At 41.5% G+C, this 16963-nt stretch carries 14 protein-coding genes and 1 pseudogene; 8 read left to right on the top strand and 7 right to left on the bottom strand.

Annotation, left to right across the window (positions count from 1 at the left end):
* Positions 1-28 precede the first annotated feature (28 nt).
* The gene (cax, locus tag NMG48_RS15395; RefSeq protein ID WP_271252365.1) at positions 29-1111 is read right to left on the bottom strand and encodes a calcium/proton exchanger; all 1083 of its coding nucleotides are present in this window, start codon (positions 1109-1111) and stop codon (positions 29-31) included.
* Positions 1112-1440: 329 nt separating this feature from the next.
* Between cax and cobO the strand changes: the two genes are divergently transcribed.
* Positions 1441-2049, top strand: a complete 609-nt coding sequence (gene cobO / locus NMG48_RS15390; RefSeq protein WP_271252364.1) for a cob(I)yrinic acid a,c-diamide adenosyltransferase — start codon at positions 1441-1443, stop codon at positions 2047-2049.
* Positions 2050-2106: 57 nt separating this feature from the next.
* Entirely contained in the window at positions 2107-3195 is a 1089-nt protein-coding gene (locus NMG48_RS15385) for a Gfo/Idh/MocA family protein (protein WP_271252363.1), read from the top strand.
* A gap of 39 nt (positions 3196-3234) precedes the next feature.
* Here NMG48_RS15385 and NMG48_RS15380 read toward each other — a convergent pair whose 3' ends face one another.
* Positions 3235-3840 (bottom strand): hypothetical protein, encoded by a 606-nt coding sequence (locus NMG48_RS15380; protein WP_271252362.1) that lies wholly within the window; start codon positions 3838-3840, stop codon positions 3235-3237.
* Between the two features lie 50 nt (positions 3841-3890).
* Complete coding sequence (locus NMG48_RS15375; protein ID WP_271252361.1) at positions 3891-4838, bottom strand: F0F1 ATP synthase subunit gamma; 948 nt, start codon at positions 4836-4838, stop codon at positions 3891-3893.
* Positions 4839-5046: 208 nt separating this feature from the next.
* On the opposite strand from NMG48_RS15375, the gene NMG48_RS15370 reads away from it, so the two are divergent.
* Positions 5047-5898: a thiazole synthase gene (locus tag NMG48_RS15370; RefSeq protein ID WP_271252360.1), complete on the top strand. Its 852-nt coding sequence runs from the start codon at positions 5047-5049 to the stop codon at positions 5896-5898.
* A 13-nt stretch (positions 5899-5911) separates the two neighbouring features.
* Here NMG48_RS15370 and NMG48_RS15365 read toward each other — a convergent pair whose 3' ends face one another.
* Both NMG48_RS15365 and NMG48_RS15360 read right to left on the bottom strand, forming a co-directional pair.
* A complete protein-coding gene (locus NMG48_RS15365; RefSeq protein WP_271252359.1) occupies positions 5912-8563 on the bottom strand; it encodes a sensor domain-containing protein in 2652 nt (883 codons plus the stop codon).
* 94 nt (positions 8564-8657) lie between these two features.
* The gene (locus tag NMG48_RS15360; protein ID WP_271252358.1) at positions 8658-9668 is read right to left on the bottom strand and encodes a glycosyltransferase; all 1011 of its coding nucleotides are present in this window, start codon (positions 9666-9668) and stop codon (positions 8658-8660) included.
* Between the two features lie 43 nt (positions 9669-9711).
* Here NMG48_RS15360 and NMG48_RS15355 point away from each other — a divergent pair, with 43 nt between their 5' ends.
* The 3 genes from NMG48_RS15355 (at position 9712) to NMG48_RS15345 (ending at position 12892) form a co-directional block, all read left to right on the top strand.
* Positions 9712-10293: a hypothetical protein gene (locus NMG48_RS15355; RefSeq protein ID WP_271252357.1), complete on the top strand. Its 582-nt coding sequence runs from the start codon at positions 9712-9714 to the stop codon at positions 10291-10293.
* A 208-nt stretch (positions 10294-10501) separates the two neighbouring features.
* The gene (locus NMG48_RS15350; RefSeq protein ID WP_271252356.1) at positions 10502-12448 is read left to right on the top strand and encodes an ABC-F family ATP-binding cassette domain-containing protein; all 1947 of its coding nucleotides are present in this window, start codon (positions 10502-10504) and stop codon (positions 12446-12448) included.
* Between the two features lie 69 nt (positions 12449-12517).
* The gene (locus NMG48_RS15345) at positions 12518-12892 is read left to right on the top strand and encodes a hypothetical protein (RefSeq protein WP_271252355.1); all 375 of its coding nucleotides are present in this window, start codon (positions 12518-12520) and stop codon (positions 12890-12892) included.
* Here the strand turns inward: NMG48_RS15345 and NMG48_RS15340 are convergent.
* Together NMG48_RS15340 and NMG48_RS15335 are read right to left on the bottom strand one after the other, a co-directional pair.
* A pseudogene (locus tag NMG48_RS15340) lies at positions 12836-13384 on the bottom strand (transposase); the annotation flags it as partial. The gene NMG48_RS15345 and the pseudogene NMG48_RS15340 sit on opposite strands and share 57 nt — an antisense overlap.
* 29 nt (positions 13385-13413) lie before the next feature.
* Positions 13414-13782, bottom strand: coding sequence for a helix-turn-helix domain-containing protein (locus NMG48_RS15335; protein WP_271251623.1), 369 nt, complete (start codon positions 13780-13782; stop codon positions 13414-13416).
* A gap of 131 nt (positions 13783-13913) precedes the next feature.
* Here NMG48_RS15335 and NMG48_RS15330 point away from each other — a divergent pair, with 131 nt between their 5' ends.
* Together NMG48_RS15330 and NMG48_RS15325 are read left to right on the top strand one after the other, a co-directional pair.
* Positions 13914-16007 carry an ATP-binding protein gene (locus tag NMG48_RS15330; protein WP_271252354.1) on the top strand — a complete coding sequence of 698 codons (2094 nt, stop codon included), beginning with the start codon at positions 13914-13916 and terminating at the stop codon, positions 16005-16007.
* Positions 16008-16019: 12 nt separating this feature from the next.
* Positions 16020-16835 carry a response regulator gene (locus NMG48_RS15325; protein WP_271252353.1) on the top strand — a complete coding sequence of 272 codons (816 nt, stop codon included), beginning with the start codon at positions 16020-16022 and terminating at the stop codon, positions 16833-16835.
* Positions 16836-16963 lie beyond the last annotated feature (128 nt).

Here is a 16963-nt window from a genome sequence, read left to right as displayed (position 1 = left end):
CCGCCTTTTTTGCTAAATCAGAGTTTGACTAAACTGGTTGGAAATAGAAAGCAAAGCCTAGAATTGCGTAAGTTGCTACGAGTAGAGAACCTTCTAGCCAATTAGATCGCCCATCAGAGCTAATTGAGTTGGCAATCAAAACTGCTACTGCTACCGCTACTAATTCAAAGGGATTGAAGTTTAAATCCATGGGCTTACCAAGGAACCAACCGACAATTACGAGCGCAGGTGCGACAAAGAGGGCAATTTGCATACTGGAACCAACAGCGACTGATACTGATAGTTCCATTTTGTTCTTCATTGCTACGGTAATTGCCGTTGTATGTTCCGCCGCATTACCAATAATTGGCAAGAGGATTACCCCAGTAAATAGTTCCGTTAAACCTAGTTGAGCAGTTGCTTCTTCTAAAGTGCCTACTAACAGTTCCGATTCAAAGGCAACTAATAGCGTTACTCCAAACAGAACAGCAATCCATAGTGGTAGATTCACTTTTTGAGGATGACCTTCTTCTGCCTCAGCGTCATCAGCTTCCGATTTACCAACATCATAGAGATAGGCATGGGTCTTCATCGAAAATAGAAGTGTGAGACAATAGACAATGATCAGCACGATCGCTACAGACAGAGATAATTTTTGCAAAATCTCTTCGCTAATTCCCACAGTTGTAAAATTTGCTGCTGTGGGCAATAAAATTGCAATTACCGCTAAATTCATTACTGAAGCATTTAATCTTGCCATAGTTGGCTGAAATTCTTGCTCTTTGTAGCGCAGTCCACCCAAAAACATGGATAATCCCATGACTAGCAAGAGGTTTCCAATTATCGAACCTGTGATGCTTGCTTTTACCACGCTGGTAAATCCTGCATTTAACGCCACGATCGCAATAATTAGCTCGGTTGCATTACCAAAAGTAGCATTCATTAATCCGCCCCACGAGGGACCAAGTACTACCGCAATCTCCTCAGTTGCCGTACTCAGCCAACCTGCTAGGGGCAAAATGGCGATCGCTGAAGTGACAAATATAAGCGTAGAATCCCATCCGAGAAAATGACCAATGATTGAAATCGGGACAAACACAAGTAAACCAAAGGAGAAGATGTTCTTAAACATAACCAGCCATTGTAGTGTCAAGGGTAAATGTACCAACGTAATGATATAGCAGTTTTCATTTTGCCGTAGGTAAAATGAAAACTCATAACCCTTGATATCGCTACCGTCAAGTGTATTAAGACGTAAAAGCCAAAAGAGAGGGACGGCGCTTCGCGCCGTCCCTCTCTTTTTAGGTTTTGATTTTGTCCTAATACAAGCGACGGTGGCTATATGACTAATTTTGGCGTTTTAAAATCAGGATTTGCTGATTTTAAAATCACTAAGCAGCATCGCAAGTTTGCGTATTACACTTTAAAATGTTGGTTTATCGCGACTTACAAGAAATCCTTATGACTGAACTTACCGCCGAACAACATCGTGTCAAGATGCAACGCCGACAAGAGGTACAGCATCAGAGGATTGCTGAGCGCAAACTCGAAAAGGGGCTGATCATCGTCAATACAGGTGACGGTAAGGGAAAAACGACTGCGGCTTTAGGAATGGTGTTGCGATCGCTTGGTCATGGTTACAAAGTGGCGATCGTCCAGTTTATTAAAGGGGCATGGGAGCCTGCGGAAAAGAAGGTTTTTGAAATGTGGCAAGATCAACTGGTTTTTAAGGCTCTGGGTGAGGGTTTTACTTGGGAAACTCAAGACCGCGATCGCGATATTGCCAAAACCAAGGAAGCATGGGAAGTGGGACTTGGCTATATCAAAAATCCTGAATATAAGTTAGTTTTGCTGGATGAAGTAAATATTGCGCTCAAATTGGGCTATCTCGACGTGGAAACAGTGATTGCTGGGCTAAAGGAGAAACCTGCGGATTCCCATGTAATTCTGACTGGTCGTGGCGCGCCTACGAAACTGATCGAAGTTGCAGATTTGGTCACAAGAATGGAACTAGTCAAGCATCCCTTTAGAGAGCAAGGTGTCAAGGCTCAAGCAGGAATCGAATTTTAGAAATAATGCAAAGCATTATTTCTAAAAAAATTTCATGTCGCTAAAGTAGTGAGAAATATGTCAAAAATTGGTGTTGGTATTATTGGCACGGGGTTTGGACAGATTATCCATATTCCTGCTCTGCAAATTCATCCAGATACAGAAGTTGTCGCGGTCTACCATCGCGATCGCATCAAAGCACAGCAAATTGCGGATAAGTTTGGAATTCCCCATGCTTGCGATCGCCTAGAAGATTTACTTGTGCTTCAGTCAGTCCAAGCCGTAACCATCTCTACGCCGCCAAGCTTTCACTATGAACAGGCAAAAATGGCGATCGAAGCAGGCAAGCATATTTTGCTAGAAAAACCTGTAACGATGAACTTTCAAGAAGCGATCGCCTTATATCGTCTTGCTCAAGAGAAACAAGTAATTACAGCAACAGATTTTGAGTTTCGTTGTGTACCGCAATGGAAATACTTTAAACATTTGCTAGATCACAATCATGTGGGCAAAAAGCGGATGATTACCATTGATTGGCTAGTGCAGGGGCGTGCCGATCCTAAGCGCGTGTGGAATTGGTATAGTCAAAAGGCTTATGGTGGAGGCGCATTGGGTGCGATCGGTTCCCATGCCTTTGACTATGTGCGCTGGTTATTTGGCGATATAAAAAGTCTATCTGGACAACTCAGTACAGGTATTACTGAACGTCCCGATGCTGATGGGATTCTGCGCCCCGTGGATGCCGATGATACCTGCAATATTCTCTTGGAACTTGCTGATGGCACACCTTGCAATATTTCTCTCAGCACCGTCACCTATCGCGGTCGTGGACATTGGCTGACGGTTTATGGCGAAAATGGAACCCTAGTTTTAGGAAGTTCTAATCAAGCGGATTATGTGCATGGTTTCAGCTTGCGCCAAGGCAAACTCGATCGCTCAGAAATGGAAATTGTACCGATACCACCCGAATACGACTTAACGAAAAACTATACCGATGGTAGGCTTGCGCCTGTGCTTGCCATATGCGATCGCTGGGTCAAGGCAATTCAAATTGGACAGCCAATGACACCAAGCCTGTATGAGGGTGCATGGTCACAGTTACTCATGGATTTAACCCAAGAGTCTCATCAGCAAAAAAAATGGATTGATGTTCCAGAAAAGATTTAATTGCTCTGCCTCGCTTTGCGAGGCAGAGCAATTAAATCTTTATGATAGTTGCTGAAAGGGAAGTAAGAGAATGCTGAGCAATAAGGAAACCTCATTAATGAAATAATCTCGTTGATCGATTTTGAGAAGGCGATTGCGCAATTCTAAAAACTTCCAATCTGTCCCCGTTGTTACACAACCATATACAGGGCGATCACCTAAACCTGATTTCGCATTTAACATCTGCGCCGCGATCATTTCTGCGGCACATTGCCCCAATCCTGACTTGATATTTTCATTTTTTGCTTCCACTAACATCAAAACAGGCGATCGCACTTCATAGGAATCTTTAATTGCACTAAGAATATAATCACAGTAACCAGTTAAACCTTGAGAAGCATCAATATTAAATTCTGTTCCAGAGAAAAACCCAATTTCATAATGGAGTTGGCGACGTACTTCTAATAGCACAGGAGCTATCACTAATTCGGAGCGGGCTTTCTCGGTATTGATTGCAGTTGCTAGGGCGAGATTCTCATCCAGTGATGTTAGTAAATAATCACTAGCGATCGTAGGCTTAATATTGTCAAAAAGGCTTTTGGGTTCTGCGACAACTAGCCCAAAAGTCTCACGAACACGGGATAGATTGAAGTCACTATAAGCCATTTTAATTTTCTCCACATAAAAAAGGCGGCGCATCGCGCCGCCTTTTTTGTTTAAGTCAAGGCGGATGCACCACCGACAACTTCAAGAATTTCTTGAGTAATTGCGGCTTGACGAGCTTTGTTGTACTGCAAGGTGAGGGACTTGATTAAGTCAACGGCGTTATCACTTGCATTATTCATTGCGGTCATCCGTGCCGCAAGTTCGCTAGCTACGGATTCTTGTAATGCACGGAGGATTTGGTTACTGAGGTAGAGAGGTAATAAAGCATCGAGGATTTGCTCAGGATTTTGCTCAAAAAGTAATTCTTTGGGCAATTCCTTAACAGTAATTTCGCGCTTTTCACGCTCGACTTGGAACTTACCACCGCGGGTGATCAGACGGAAAATTTCATCGTCATGGGGTTCTAGACCTTGAGGCTCAAGAGGCAATAGGGTTTGGACTACTGGACGAGAGCTAATTAAAGATACGAAGCGGGTGTAGATCAACTCAACACGATCAATTACACCAGCCAAAAATGCTGAGGTAATTTCATCTTCGATCGCATTGGCTTCAGCAGCATTAGGAATTTGGTTTAAGTTGGTAAACTTTGCGGCGATAGGTTGATCGCGACGGGCAAAGTATTGGGCAGCCTTACGACCGACTAAGATAAAGGTGTAATTAATACCTTGTTCTTTTAATTCCTTAGCGCGAGCTTCGGCACGACGAATAATCGTTGAGTTATAGCCACCACAAAGACCGCGATCGCCTGAAATTACCAGTAGACCAACGGTTTTTACAGGACGCTTATCGAGTAGGGGCAGACTGACATCCTCGAAAGCGATGCGCTGCTGGAGACGGTATAGAACTTGAGCTAAGCGATCGGCAAAGGGACGGGTTGCTAAAACTTGCTGCTGAGCGCGTCTGACCTTTGCGGCGGCGACAAGACGCATTGCTTCAGTGATCTTGCGAGTATTCTTAACAGTGCCGATGCGATCGCGGATGGATTTGAGGTTAGCCATGAAACTAAATTGCTACTTGCTATGGGAATACTATGGAAAATTTGGGATATTACAAAAGACACTAAAGTATCTTGATTATCTTAATAAAAAATTGCACCTTCAAACTGCAAACTGTTGTATATCCTTGAAATTGATTCCTGTGACATTTAGATGCACGTTAGTGTATCTAAATGTCACAAATCCACAAATAATCTTTTAACACCTTGATATGGTCGCTTCTTCGCCTTTTTTTACAATAAATAACCAAATATCTAATCCTGCTGATTTATCAGACGATTTACTCGAAATTGCGGGACGTAAATTCAAATCGCGTTTAATGACTGGCTCAGGTAAATATGCCAACTTTGAGATCATGCGTCAGGCGATCGCTTCTAGTGGTTGCGAGATCGTCACCGTGGCAGTACGACGTGTCCAGACCAATGCGGCGGGGCATGAAGGTCTAGCAGAAGCGATCGACTGGAGCAAATATTGGCTACTGCCCAATACCGCAGGCTGTCAAACTGCTGAGGAAGCTGTGCGGGTCGCCAGACTGGGGCGTGAGATGGCAAAGATTTTGGGACAAGAAGATAATAATTTCGTCAAGCTCGAAGTTATTCCTGATCTGAAATATTTACTGCCCGATCCCCTCGGCACTTGTAAAGCTGCTGAACAATTAGTGAAAGAAGGCTTTGCAGTACTACCTTATATTAATGCTGACCCCAGATTGGCGAAAACCCTTGAAGAAATCGGTTGTGTAACAGTGATGCCCCTTGGTTCACCCATTGGTTCAGGTCAAGGGATTAACAATGCCGCAAATATCAGGATCATTATCGAAGAGGCGAAAGTGCCTGTAGTTGTCGATGCGGGAATCGGTGTACCTAGTGAAGCGGCAGCGGCAATGGAACTAGGTGCAGATGCCTTGTTGATCAATACCGCGATCGCCTGTGCAAATAATCCTGTGGCGATGGGTAGAGCGATGGGGATGGCTTGTGAAGCGGGACGTACTGCCTATCTATCAGGTCGAATTCCTATCAAGTCCTATGCCAGTGCCAGTTCGCCATTAACAGGTCTTGTAAATTAAACCAAAACTCAATCTAGGAAAAGACGGCGCTTTGCGCCGCTCTTTCTAACAAGGCTGAAGCGGCTTCAGCACTTAGCGATCGCGCAAAATAATAGCCCTGTGCAAAATCACAATCCCATGCTTGCAGTTGAGATATTTGTTCTCGCAGCTCTATACCTTCGGCAATAACTTTAATATTCATGGCATGGGCAAGGGCAATGATAGCTTTCACAATTTCGATATTGCGATCGCCTGAATGGATTTGACTAATAAAAGAGCGATCGATCTTAATGATGTTCACAGGAAATCTTTGAAGATAACTCAGGGATGAAAAGCCCGTGCCGAAATCATCAAGGCTCAATTGAATATGGCGTGCGCGTAACTGCTGAAAGACTTTAACCGCAATTTCTGTATTCTCAATGAGAATAGTTTCCGTAATTTCCAAATTTAAACAGGTGGGGGAAATCCCTGTTGTTTGTAAGATCTCATCAATTGTAGAAATGATTTGGGGATCTTTTAACTGCTTACCTGAAAAATTAACATTAATCGTTAGTTTGAGCGATGGATATTCTGATAACCATAATTGAATTTGATCACAAGCAGTCTGCAATACCCATTTCCCAAGAGCTACAACCATTCCTGTTTCTTCGCAAGTAGGAATAAAATCACCCGCAGAAACTAAACCTCTAGTAGGATGCTGCCAACGTATCAAGGCTTCAAATCCGCATAAATTCATCGTTTTAAGGCAAACGATTGGTTCGTAATAAACCAAAAACTCCCCATGAGTAATCGCCTTTCGTAATTCATTTTCAAGCTGAAGACGACTGAGCAGTAAATCATACATCGTATGATCAAAGATTTCATAGCATGCTCGACCTTGATCCTTCGCTCGATACATGGCAATATCGGCATCTCTAAGCAGATCACTGGCATTTTCATAGTCATGGGAACCAAAGACAATACCTATACTGGCACTAGTCAAAATTTTATTCCCATCGATTTCAATTTCGTTTTGGAGTCGCGCATGAATGCGTTCGGCAACCTCAATCGCTTCATGGGAATTATCAATATCATCAAGGAGAATTGTAAATTCGTCGCCCCCTAACCTTGCCACCGTATCAAAGGAACGCACTGACTTTTCAAGAATTTGGGAGATTTTGATTAAGAGGCGATCGCCGACAAGATGACCAAGGCTATCATTGATGACTTTAAAGCGATCTAAATCAATAAATAGAATGGCAAAGCGATGCTCTGCTATCCGTTTAGATTTTTTTAGCACCATTTCAAGGCGATCTGTAAAGAGAGTGCGATTGGGTAAACCCGTTAAACTATCGTGAAAAGCTTGATAGATGAGTTGCTCTTCACTAGATTTACGATCGGTAATATCCTGTCCAATACCAACAATACTTTGAATCTCTCCTGATGGATCACGAATAGGAACTGCCCTTTCAAATAGCCATTTAACTTCACCATTAGGCTGTACTAGGCGATATTCGAGACTCCACCCTGTTTGTAGATACTGCTGATAAATCGTGAGTACCTTTGCGCGATCCTCTTCATGAATTGCATTGATAAATGATTGAGGATGTTCATAGAGACTCTCACAGGAACATCCTGAGATCTTTTCGTAGGCAGGATTGACGTAGATAAACTTTGTAAAATCTGCATCAATCATCCAAAATATTTCATGGATATTTTCCGCCATTTGTCGAAATCTCTCTTCACTTTCTCTGAGAGCCTTTTCTGCTTTCTTGCGCTCAGTGATATCTTCAGCAAAGCAGAGTAAATATTGCGGATGATCGTTGCAATCATAGAGAGGAATTTTTACAGTATGGAGAATTATGGAACCTAAACTATGGCTATCAATCAGTTCTTCAGGAATATCTTCAAGCAATCCACTGGCAAAAACTTCTAAATCCTTTTGACGGACATAATCTGCCTGTTCTTTAGGGAGATGATCGTATACGGTCTTGCCGATCGCATCTTGGGCGGCGATCCCAAACATATTCTCACTGGTGCGATTCCACAGTAACATTTCCCCAAAATGTGCGTCTCTGCCATCTTTAACAAACACGGCAACGGGCAAGTGATCGATCACATTTTGCAAAAAATTGCGCGTAGCTTCCAGTTCTGAGGCTAGGGCGGTATAACGCTTTTCGCCTTCTCGCAAAGCAATCTCTGTTTGCTTGAGATCAGTAATATCGATAAATGTAACAACGATGCGCGTAATGATACCTATCTTATCAAGTTCAGGATAAGCATTAATCAAAGCCCAAACAAAATCATTAGTTTCGTGACGATACAAGCCCATCTCATAATTAGTGAGAACTTGTTTATCGCGTAATATTTTATTAACTGGAAAATCCTCTAGAGGCATTGGACAACCATCGCCGTGATAAAAATTCCAATTAGGATCACTACTGTCCTTGCCTGCTAGTTCTGATTGCATCATCCCTAAGAATTTTGCCGCCGCAGGATTGGCAAACAAAATCTTGGTATCAGCGCCATGGACAATGATACCTGTTTGAATATTTTCAACTAGGTTTTGAGATAAATTTGCAATTAAAAACTCAGATTTATACTTCTTAAGTCGATCCGCAGAAATTTGCGCCAGAAGCTCCCTTAACGAAAGATTTTTCGCTTCTAGTTCCGTAATCTTTAGCTGCAAGATATCTACTTCAACCATGCTCTAGCTTGATATTGAGTATCTATTTATAGGTGCTTATTCCTGACCCCTGTGATGATTTTACAGCACTGATCCCAATTACAAGAATATAGATTCATTTAAGCCTCAATTTCTTTTTGAGCTTAGATAATATTCTTTGCGATCGCAGTTTTGTGATTTGCCAATAGTTCAAGTCAGGAATATCGCCTTGATGTTTTTGTTTGTGGTCAAAAAATTCATTTACCTCTTCTAAAATTATTTGTAAACGATGAATAATATTAGCAGAACGATATTCTTCTAATATTGAGGATGGTAAAGAAGCTGTTTGATTTTTTTGAATTACGTTGAGAATCCTTTGCAGGTCAAATTCTTGAGAATATCCTGCGATTTTATGACAATTGAAAGCAGGATCTAAATAATCAGATAAGCCATGATTAACACTCGAAAAAACCTGACAGCCACAAGCCATCGCTTCCATTGGTTGTAGTCCAAATCCTTCCGTTACTCCCTGTACTGCCCAATATTCTGCGGAGTCGTAAAGATACACCTTAGCGCGATTAAATAATCCTTCTAAATCTTCTACATAATAATCAACTACTTCCACTCGGCATTTTTGCTGTAAAGCAGGCACTAATTGATTCATCAAATATCTAGAGGATTTTCGGGTTTGGACTAAAACATCAATATCGCGATCGCTATGCCAATTTGTAAATTTATCAGAAATCTCATTAGGTAAATAGTAAATTAAGGAATGTGGCGATCGCTGTCCCCAATAACCGAGAGTATTGCGACTGACCGTAATAATTGGCACAGTTGCAGGGAGACTAAAGCCATAGCCTGCACTATGGGCATGGTAAATTGCATGAAAATTCTTTAATTTCGAGGCAAGTTTCGCAGCATCAAAGCCCCAACTTATAACAAAAATGGCATCATCAAGGGTCTGTGGTGAACTATGAGCATTTAGTAAATCATCCAACCATAAATACTCTGACTCCCGTTGACGATAGGTGACAACTTCCGCCGTACAAACCTGCTGAGCTAGTTTTAAGGTTTTCAACTCCGCCCATAGCCCCCCACAGGCAAATTTATTGGTGGTTCCCGGCAGTAAAAAGTATAGTCTTCTCATAGGGGGCGCTAATTCAGCTAGTTAAATAATCAGGATTAAGTCTTTGTTAAAGCAGTTTAGGGCAAAAGGGCAAACCACAAGAAACTCCTATTTAAGTTTTCTGTCACTTTGGATTGTTGCCACAGCAATCGGTTATGCAGGTGGTGGGTTCGTTAGTGGGATCATTGCCAGATCCGTGGGCGGACAATTGGGACTTATCCTAAGCTTTGGCATGATCAGCATGGCGCTCGCCTTAGCCCAGTGGCTAGTGATCAGAACCAAAATTATCGGTAGAGGCTGGCTATGGACAACATTGATAGGTGGAACTTTAGGAGGTGCGTTTAGTTCTTGGGCTAGTTTTCAGCTCGCAGTGACCTACGGTGATGCTGTGGATCTTTTAACGATCTATGGCTGCCTGCGCGGACTTTCAACAGGAGTAGCGCAATGGCTTGTTTTACGGAAATACAGTAAGTTTGCAGACTGGTGGATTGTCGCTTCGACAGTGAGTTGGTATATCAGCATCCTCATTGGCAGTTTGTTAATGAACACATTAGGATATTTATTGATATTGGTTGTCGGCACAATTTACGGCTTGCTCACAGGACTTGCCCTGTTATTAATTTTGCGAGAACGTCGATATTACTGAATTACTGATGATGTGCCACCCTCTCTACAGAATGCCATTAGCAATACTTGTGCATAAATTTACGTGCTATTTGTGCGTTATTTGTACGTTATATCGCTGCCATCGCTCTATTTCTGGTTCTAACGATATAAATGGCAATTATCAGCATCTATCGAACTCACGCTAAACTAGATTCCAAGTTGATTTTTTAGTTCATCAGTTATAAGGCATGGCACTTTTTACATTGCGATCGCTCCGAAAAGATTTTGGCATTAAGGAAATTCTCAAAGATGCTAGTTTTAGCCTTGATGAAGGTGACAAAGTCGGGCTGATCGGTACAAACGGGTCAGGCAAATCCACATTACTAAAAATGATCGCAGGATTAGAACATAGCGATGGTGGGGAGCTATGGGTAAATTCCAGTGCCAAAATTATCTATTTACCACAGCAACCTGACCTAAATGAGGAAAATACAGTTTTAGAACAGGTGTTTGCCGATAGTGGTGAACAAATGGCTCTGGTTAAAGAATATGAAGAAATTTCCGATAAGTTATCCCACGGTCATGGGGATCAAGATCGGCTACTAGCCCAGTTATCGAGCGTATCGGAACGCATGGATCAAACTGGTGCATGGGATTTGGAAACCAATGCCAAAATCGTTCTCACGAAACTTGGTATTGATGATTTAGAAGCAAAAATTGGCAGCCTTTCAGGTGGATATCGTAAACGAATTGCGATCGCTTCCGCCTTGCTCTCTGCTCCCGATGTCTTACTGATGGATGAGCCAACCAACCACCTTGATGCCCTTTCTGTGGAATGGTTACAGAGCTATCTCAATCGTTATCGCGGAGCCTTACTGCTGATTACCCACGATCGCTATTTTCTCGATAAAGTCACTAATCGAATTATCGAAATTGATCGTGGCGATTTATATTCCTATTCAGGGAATTACTCCTACTATCTAGAAAAAAAAGCCGAAGCGGAAGAATCAGCATTAAGCACTCAGCGCAAACATGCAGGGCTATTACGACGAGAACTAGAATGGCTCAAAAAAGGACCAAAGGCGCGTAGTACCAAACAAAAAGCTCGCATTGATCGCGCCCATGCTTTACAAGCTCAGGAATTTAAACAAGCCAATGCTAAGGTTGATATCACTACCGCAGGGCGACGCATTGGCAAAAAAGTAGTAGAACTTGATCGCATTAGCAAGTCCTATGGCGATCGCACTCTAATTAAAGACTTCTCCTATAACTTCACCCCTGAAGATCGCATTGGGATCATCGGCAGCAACGGTGCTGGTAAATCCACGCTGATGAATATGATCACTGGTAAGTTACAGCCCGATGCAGGAACAGTGGAAATCGGTACAACGATCCACTTTGGCTATTTCGATCAACATTCCGATGATCTCCTCGAACATGGTAATCAGCGCGTCATCGACTACCTCAAAGATGTCTCAGAACTCGTCAAGACCTCTGATGGCAGCATAATTACAGCTTCGCAAATGCTAGAGCGATTTCTCTTCCCCGGTAATCAGCAATATGCACCGATCAATAAACTCTCTGGTGGTGAAAAACGACGCTTATTCCTTCTAAAAGTATTGATGGCAGCTCCCAATGTCTTAATCCTTGACGAACCGACTAATGATCTTGATGTGCAAACTCTCGCAGTTTTAGAGGAATATCTCGAAGACTTTAACGGTTGCGTAATTGTAGTTTCCCACGATCGCTATTTTCTAGATCGGACAGTTGATATGGTGTTCTCCTTCGAGGCTGATGGCGAAGTCCGCCTATACCCCGGCAACTATTCTGTTTACTTAGATTATAAAAAAGACGAAGCGGAGCAGGAAAGCAATAACATCAAAGATCAAGGCAATAAAGTTTCAAGGGATCAAAAAGTCACCAATCTAGAAACATCTGCTCCTGACAGCTCCAAGCCTAAAACTGAAACCCGCAAGCCAACAAAAGTTTCCTACAAAGAGAAACGTGAGTATGAAGAACTTGAGGTGAAAATTCCCCAAATGGAAGCTGAAAAAGTACAAATCGAGAAGAAACTTTATCACAATCCCCCCAGTGGACATATAGAACTCCAGAAGCTATCTGATCGCTTAGCAGAACTTACTGAAGCGATCGATAAATCCACTGAGCGTTGGCTAGAACTGGCTGAGCGAGTTTAGGTAAAAGCAAAGGTAGCAAAGGCATCAGCCCGATACCTTTGCTTTTTGGTTGTTAGTCAAGAGAAAGTAATGAAGATCAATCAACTATCTACCGTAACTGCATCTAATAACTCAAAGTGGAAACTAGCCAAATTTGGGATAGAACTTAACGATCCCCATTGGTGGGGGCAGATACTCTGCATCGCTTGCATATATTTTGCCTCCTCTTGGGTACTGTCCGTTACTATTCCTAGAATCTATGGACCTTCCCCCGTTTGGCCAGGGGCAGGATTTAATGTCGGGTTTCTGTTAGCTTGGGGGCGATCGCGTTGGCTTGGGGTCTTTTTAGGTGTATTGGTTTTCAACCTGCATCGCAACTGGTTAAAAGTACTACAGTCCATTGAGGGATTAAGTAGTACAGTAACAACACTTAGTAAACCAATTTTTGAAGAAATCTTTTTCTAACAAGTAAGGGAAAACGTTGATTAAATGCTGAAGTAGTTTTTGAGAATGAGGTCTAAGCAATCTAATAAAATATTTGAGAACCGACCACATCATCTCAATTGGATTAAAATCAGGAGAATAGGTGGGTAAGTACAAAATCTTAGCACCTGTCGCTGTAATTGCTTTTGCGACCCCCTCAACTTTATGGCAGTTGAGGTTATCCATGATGATCCTATGCTCAGGACGTAATTTAGGTACTAGGTCATCTTGGACAAAGGTGAGAAAATCTGCTCCTTTCATAGAACCCTGAATCGTTTTCAGGCAAACAATCCCATCAACTGAAATAGCGCCAATTATTGTGTATTTCTGACCTTTGTAAAAGGGACGAAGACTGAATACTCTTTTGCCACATTCACTTCTTGCCACAGAGCGTTCCATCCCCTGCCATACTCCCGTTTCATCAATACAAATCAGATCTTCAGCTTTCACTTCATTCAATGCTTCCCAAAATTCACATCTTTGCTGTTGTACTGCCTCACTTTTTACCTTTTCATGGCGATAGGTCTTTTTTTTAGAGTGATGTTATGCCTCTGGAAAAATCGGCACATGCTGCCTGTGGTCACTGATACTCCTGTTTGTTCTGCTACTTCTTCACAGTACTGCCATAGTGTCCAATCTGGATGCTCTGAGACAATTTCGAGGATTTTCTCCTGATGCGCTTCGAGGGGACTTTTGATTGGACTACCTAATGGTTTGTGGTTTAGTTCTCCTGTCTCTCGGTATTGATTCAGTAGTTTTTGCACTGTTTTCGTCGCGACTTGAAATTGCTTCGCTACTTCCCGAATCGATGTATTTCCTGCTTCGTAGTTTGCTACGATCTTTTCTCTGAGATCTAGTGAGTAAGGTGCCATTTTTTACTCTCTTTTGGGTTTTGCTATCCTAGCTTATCTTGTACTACTCTTTCCCTCAATAGGCTGTAATTCCCGCCCTAGGCTCAAGTACTGGTGCGACTATCGGTACATTAATCATAGTCTCGCTAATTTTGAAATTTACAGGTACAAATAACCCCTTCTCGAAAGTCCGCCATGTAGTCATATTTGCCCTTTGCTCCATATTTAGCGGTACGATTTTCCAAACCATAACTGGAATTTGTTTCTATGTGATCAACAATCGATATGTCGTTGGGTATAACCTTCTTCAAGATCTTTTCTTGCCATGGTGGATTGGTGATTCCGTTGGTATTTTATTGTTCGCCTCCCTAACTTTGACATGGCTGCGAACGCACCCAAAGATAAATCTCAGATCTATATTTAATTGGGAATTCATAACGGCTGTAAGCAGTTTAGTTTTTGTTGCCTATCTATCTTTTTACGAAGGTCAGCCCCTCGAATATCTACTATTACCACCATTGCTATGGTCGGCTTTTCGATTTGGGGCAAAGCTAACCACCTTTCTGATTGTGCTTGTGAGCATGGCTGCTTCTGTGTCAACAGCCTATAAGTTTGGAGTTTTCTATAAGGCTGTAGCCCAAGGCGATTCTCTATTATTGCTACAAATTTTTATGAGTGTAATTGCGATGACGACAATCATTACTCTTGCAATTGTAGAAGAAAATAACAAAGCAAATCTGCGCTTACAAAGATCCAATGAGGATTTAGAGCAACGAGTTTTTGACCGCACTCGCGATTTACGCGAAAGCGAAGCCAAAGCATTGGATTTAGCCGCGAAAGCTGAAGCTGCTAATCTCGCGAAAAGTGCTTTTATTGCTAATATGAGTCATGAACTACGATCACCCCTAAATGCAGTTATTGGTTTTTCACAGTTAATGTTAAGAACTAGTAATCTACCAATAGAACAGTATGAAAATGCCAGTATTATTTATCGTAGTGGTGATTATTTACTAACATTAATCAACAATATTCTGGATCTATCAAAAATTGAAGCAGGTAAAGCAACTCTTAATCCTCAAAATTTTGATTTATACCTTTTATTGGATGACATTGAAGATATGCTCCAGTTACGTGCAACTAATGCTGGATTAAAACTAAGTTTTGAACGAGATTATGACGTACCTCGATACATTTATACAGATGAAATTAAGCTTCGCCAAGTCTTAATTAATTTGATTGGTAATGCACTTAAATTTACTAAAGTAGGCGGAGTTTTTGTCTACATCACTAAGGCAAGTAGTAACTCAAGCAAAGACAGCATTTTAAATTTTAGTGTTCGTGATACTGGGGTAGGGATTGCAGAAGAAGAATTGTCTGAGCTATTTATTTCCTTCTCGCAGGCTCAAGCAGGTCGAGAAAAACAAGAAGGCACAGGTTTAGGTTTAGCAATCAGCCGCAAATTCGTGCAGCTAATGGGTGGTGATATTAATGTTGCTAGCAAAGTTGGTGAAGGCACAACTTTCCAATTTCAAATCCATGTCCAAATGGGCAAAGAAGCAATCAATGGCGATACTCAGAAAAAACGTGCATTAGCCATTGCCCCCAATCAGCCTAGTTACAGAATTTTAGTAGTTGATGATAAACCAATTAATTGTCAACTATTGCTTAAACTACTAATTCCTATGGGTTTTGAGGTCAAAGAAGCTAGCAATGGGCAAGAGGCGATCGCAGTTTGGGATACGTGGGAACCACACCTCATCTGGATGGACATGCGAATGCCTGTGATGGATGGCTATGAAGCAACTAAATATATTAAATCTACAACCAAAGGTAATGCCACCGCTGTGATCGCCCTTACCGCAAGCGTTTTAGAAGAAGAAAAAGCCGTTGTCCTTTCAACAGGATGTGATGACTTTCTGCGTAAGCCATTTAATGAACAAAGTATTTTTGATACACTTGCCAAACATCTTGGAGTCAAATATATATACGAGAAAAGTCCTAATTATGCATCTGACATAGATATTTGCGTAGAAACTCCACTAACATCTGATAATTTAAAAGTTATGCCCAATAAATGGCTAAACCAACTATGTAACGCAGCTCTCGAAGCTGATAAAAGCTCAGTAATGAAACTAATTGGAGAAATTCCAGAAAATGAAACTGTTTTAGTGAGATCTCTAAACAAGCTTGCTCGTAATTTCCAATTTGAGAAATTAATCGATTTAGTTGAACCACTATTATCCTAAACTTATTAATTCATGAGCTACAATCCTTCACTTGAAATCACTGGCAATATTCTCTTAGTAGACGATCTTCCTGAAAACTTACAACTATTAAGTGATTTATTGACCACACTTGGTTATAGTATTCGCAGTGTTACGAGTGGACGCATGGCGCTAAAAACAGCCAAGGTAAAACGCCCAGACTTGATCCTTTTAGATATTAAAATGCCAGACATGGATGGATATCAGGTTTGTCAAGCATTCAAAGCTGACGAAGATTTACGCGATATACCCATAATTTTTATTAGTGCGCTTGATGATGTCTTCGATAAAGTAAAAGCTTTTTGGTCAGGTGGAGTTGATTATATTGCCAAGCCTTTTCAGAGTGAAGAAGTGGTAGTAAGACTAGAAAACCAGTTAACGATTCAACGGCAAAAGCAAGCATTGCGCGATGAAATTTCTAGACGCAAAGAAACTGAAGAAATGTTATATCAGTCTAGAGCATTACTCACAAGTGTCATCAATAGCGTAACCGATGGCATTGCCGCAGTGCAGGCTGTCCGTGATCCCACCACAGGTGACATCATAGATTTCCGTTGTCTTGTGGTAAATCATGTCATTGCAAAACTATTTGATCGCTGTCGCGAAGATTTAATTGGCAAATTAGTACTAAGAAAGTTTCTCGAACGAGTCAAGCCTGATCTATTTCAACAATTAGTTGAGGTAGTAGAAACAGGTCGGACTTTGGATACAAAAATCTCCTATTCTTCAGAAAACAATAGTTGCTATCAAGTAATAGCTGTTAAGTTAGGTGATGGCTTTACGATCACTTTAAGAAATATTGTTAGTTAGTATCAATTAATAAATCACCCCACCGCAAATGGATGGGGTATTAAGTCTTTTTTTACTATAATTGAATCGTATCGAAGAGTGGTAGATTATTTACCCTCTTAATTTAATAAATCCACATGCCTGCGACG

Source organism: Pseudanabaena sp. Chao 1811 (genome assembly GCF_027942295.1).
Lineage (GTDB): Bacteria > Cyanobacteriota > Cyanobacteriia > Pseudanabaenales > Pseudanabaenaceae > Pseudanabaena.
This window is presented reverse-complemented; position numbering and strand designations above follow the sequence as displayed.

What these genes read in the sequence shown, in the direction of transcription:
- NMG48_RS15335 (WP_271251623.1), bottom strand. Translation starts at nt 13,782, where the DNA reads ATGGCACCTTACTCACTAGATCTCAGAGAAAAGATCGTAGCAAACTAC.
- NMG48_RS15365 (WP_271252359.1), bottom strand. Translation starts at nt 8,563, where the DNA reads ATGGTTGAAGTAGATATCTTGCAGCTAAAGATTACGGAACTAGAAGCG.
- NMG48_RS15345 (WP_271252355.1), top strand. Translation starts at nt 12,518, where the DNA reads ATGAAGATCAATCAACTATCTACCGTAACTGCATCTAATAACTCAAAG.
- NMG48_RS15375 (WP_271252361.1), bottom strand. Translation starts at nt 4,838, where the DNA reads ATGGCTAACCTCAAATCCATCCGCGATCGCATCGGCACTGTTAAGAAT.
- NMG48_RS15360 (WP_271252358.1), bottom strand. Translation starts at nt 9,668, where the DNA reads ATGAGAAGACTATACTTTTTACTGCCGGGAACCACCAATAAATTTGCC.
- NMG48_RS15380 (WP_271252362.1), bottom strand. Translation starts at nt 3,840, where the DNA reads ATGGCTTATAGTGACTTCAATCTATCCCGTGTTCGTGAGACTTTTGGG.
- NMG48_RS15325 (WP_271252353.1), top strand. Translation starts at nt 16,020, where the DNA reads ATGAGCTACAATCCTTCACTTGAAATCACTGGCAATATTCTCTTAGTA.
- cax (WP_271252365.1), bottom strand. Translation starts at nt 1,111, where the DNA reads ATGTTTAAGAACATCTTCTCCTTTGGTTTACTTGTGTTTGTCCCGATT.
- cobO (WP_271252364.1), top strand. Translation starts at nt 1,441, where the DNA reads ATGACTGAACTTACCGCCGAACAACATCGTGTCAAGATGCAACGCCGA.
- NMG48_RS15385 (WP_271252363.1), top strand. Translation starts at nt 2,107, where the DNA reads ATGTCAAAAATTGGTGTTGGTATTATTGGCACGGGGTTTGGACAGATT.
- NMG48_RS15370 (WP_271252360.1), top strand. Translation starts at nt 5,047, where the DNA reads ATGGTCGCTTCTTCGCCTTTTTTTACAATAAATAACCAAATATCTAAT.
- NMG48_RS15350 (WP_271252356.1), top strand. Translation starts at nt 10,502, where the DNA reads ATGGCACTTTTTACATTGCGATCGCTCCGAAAAGATTTTGGCATTAAG.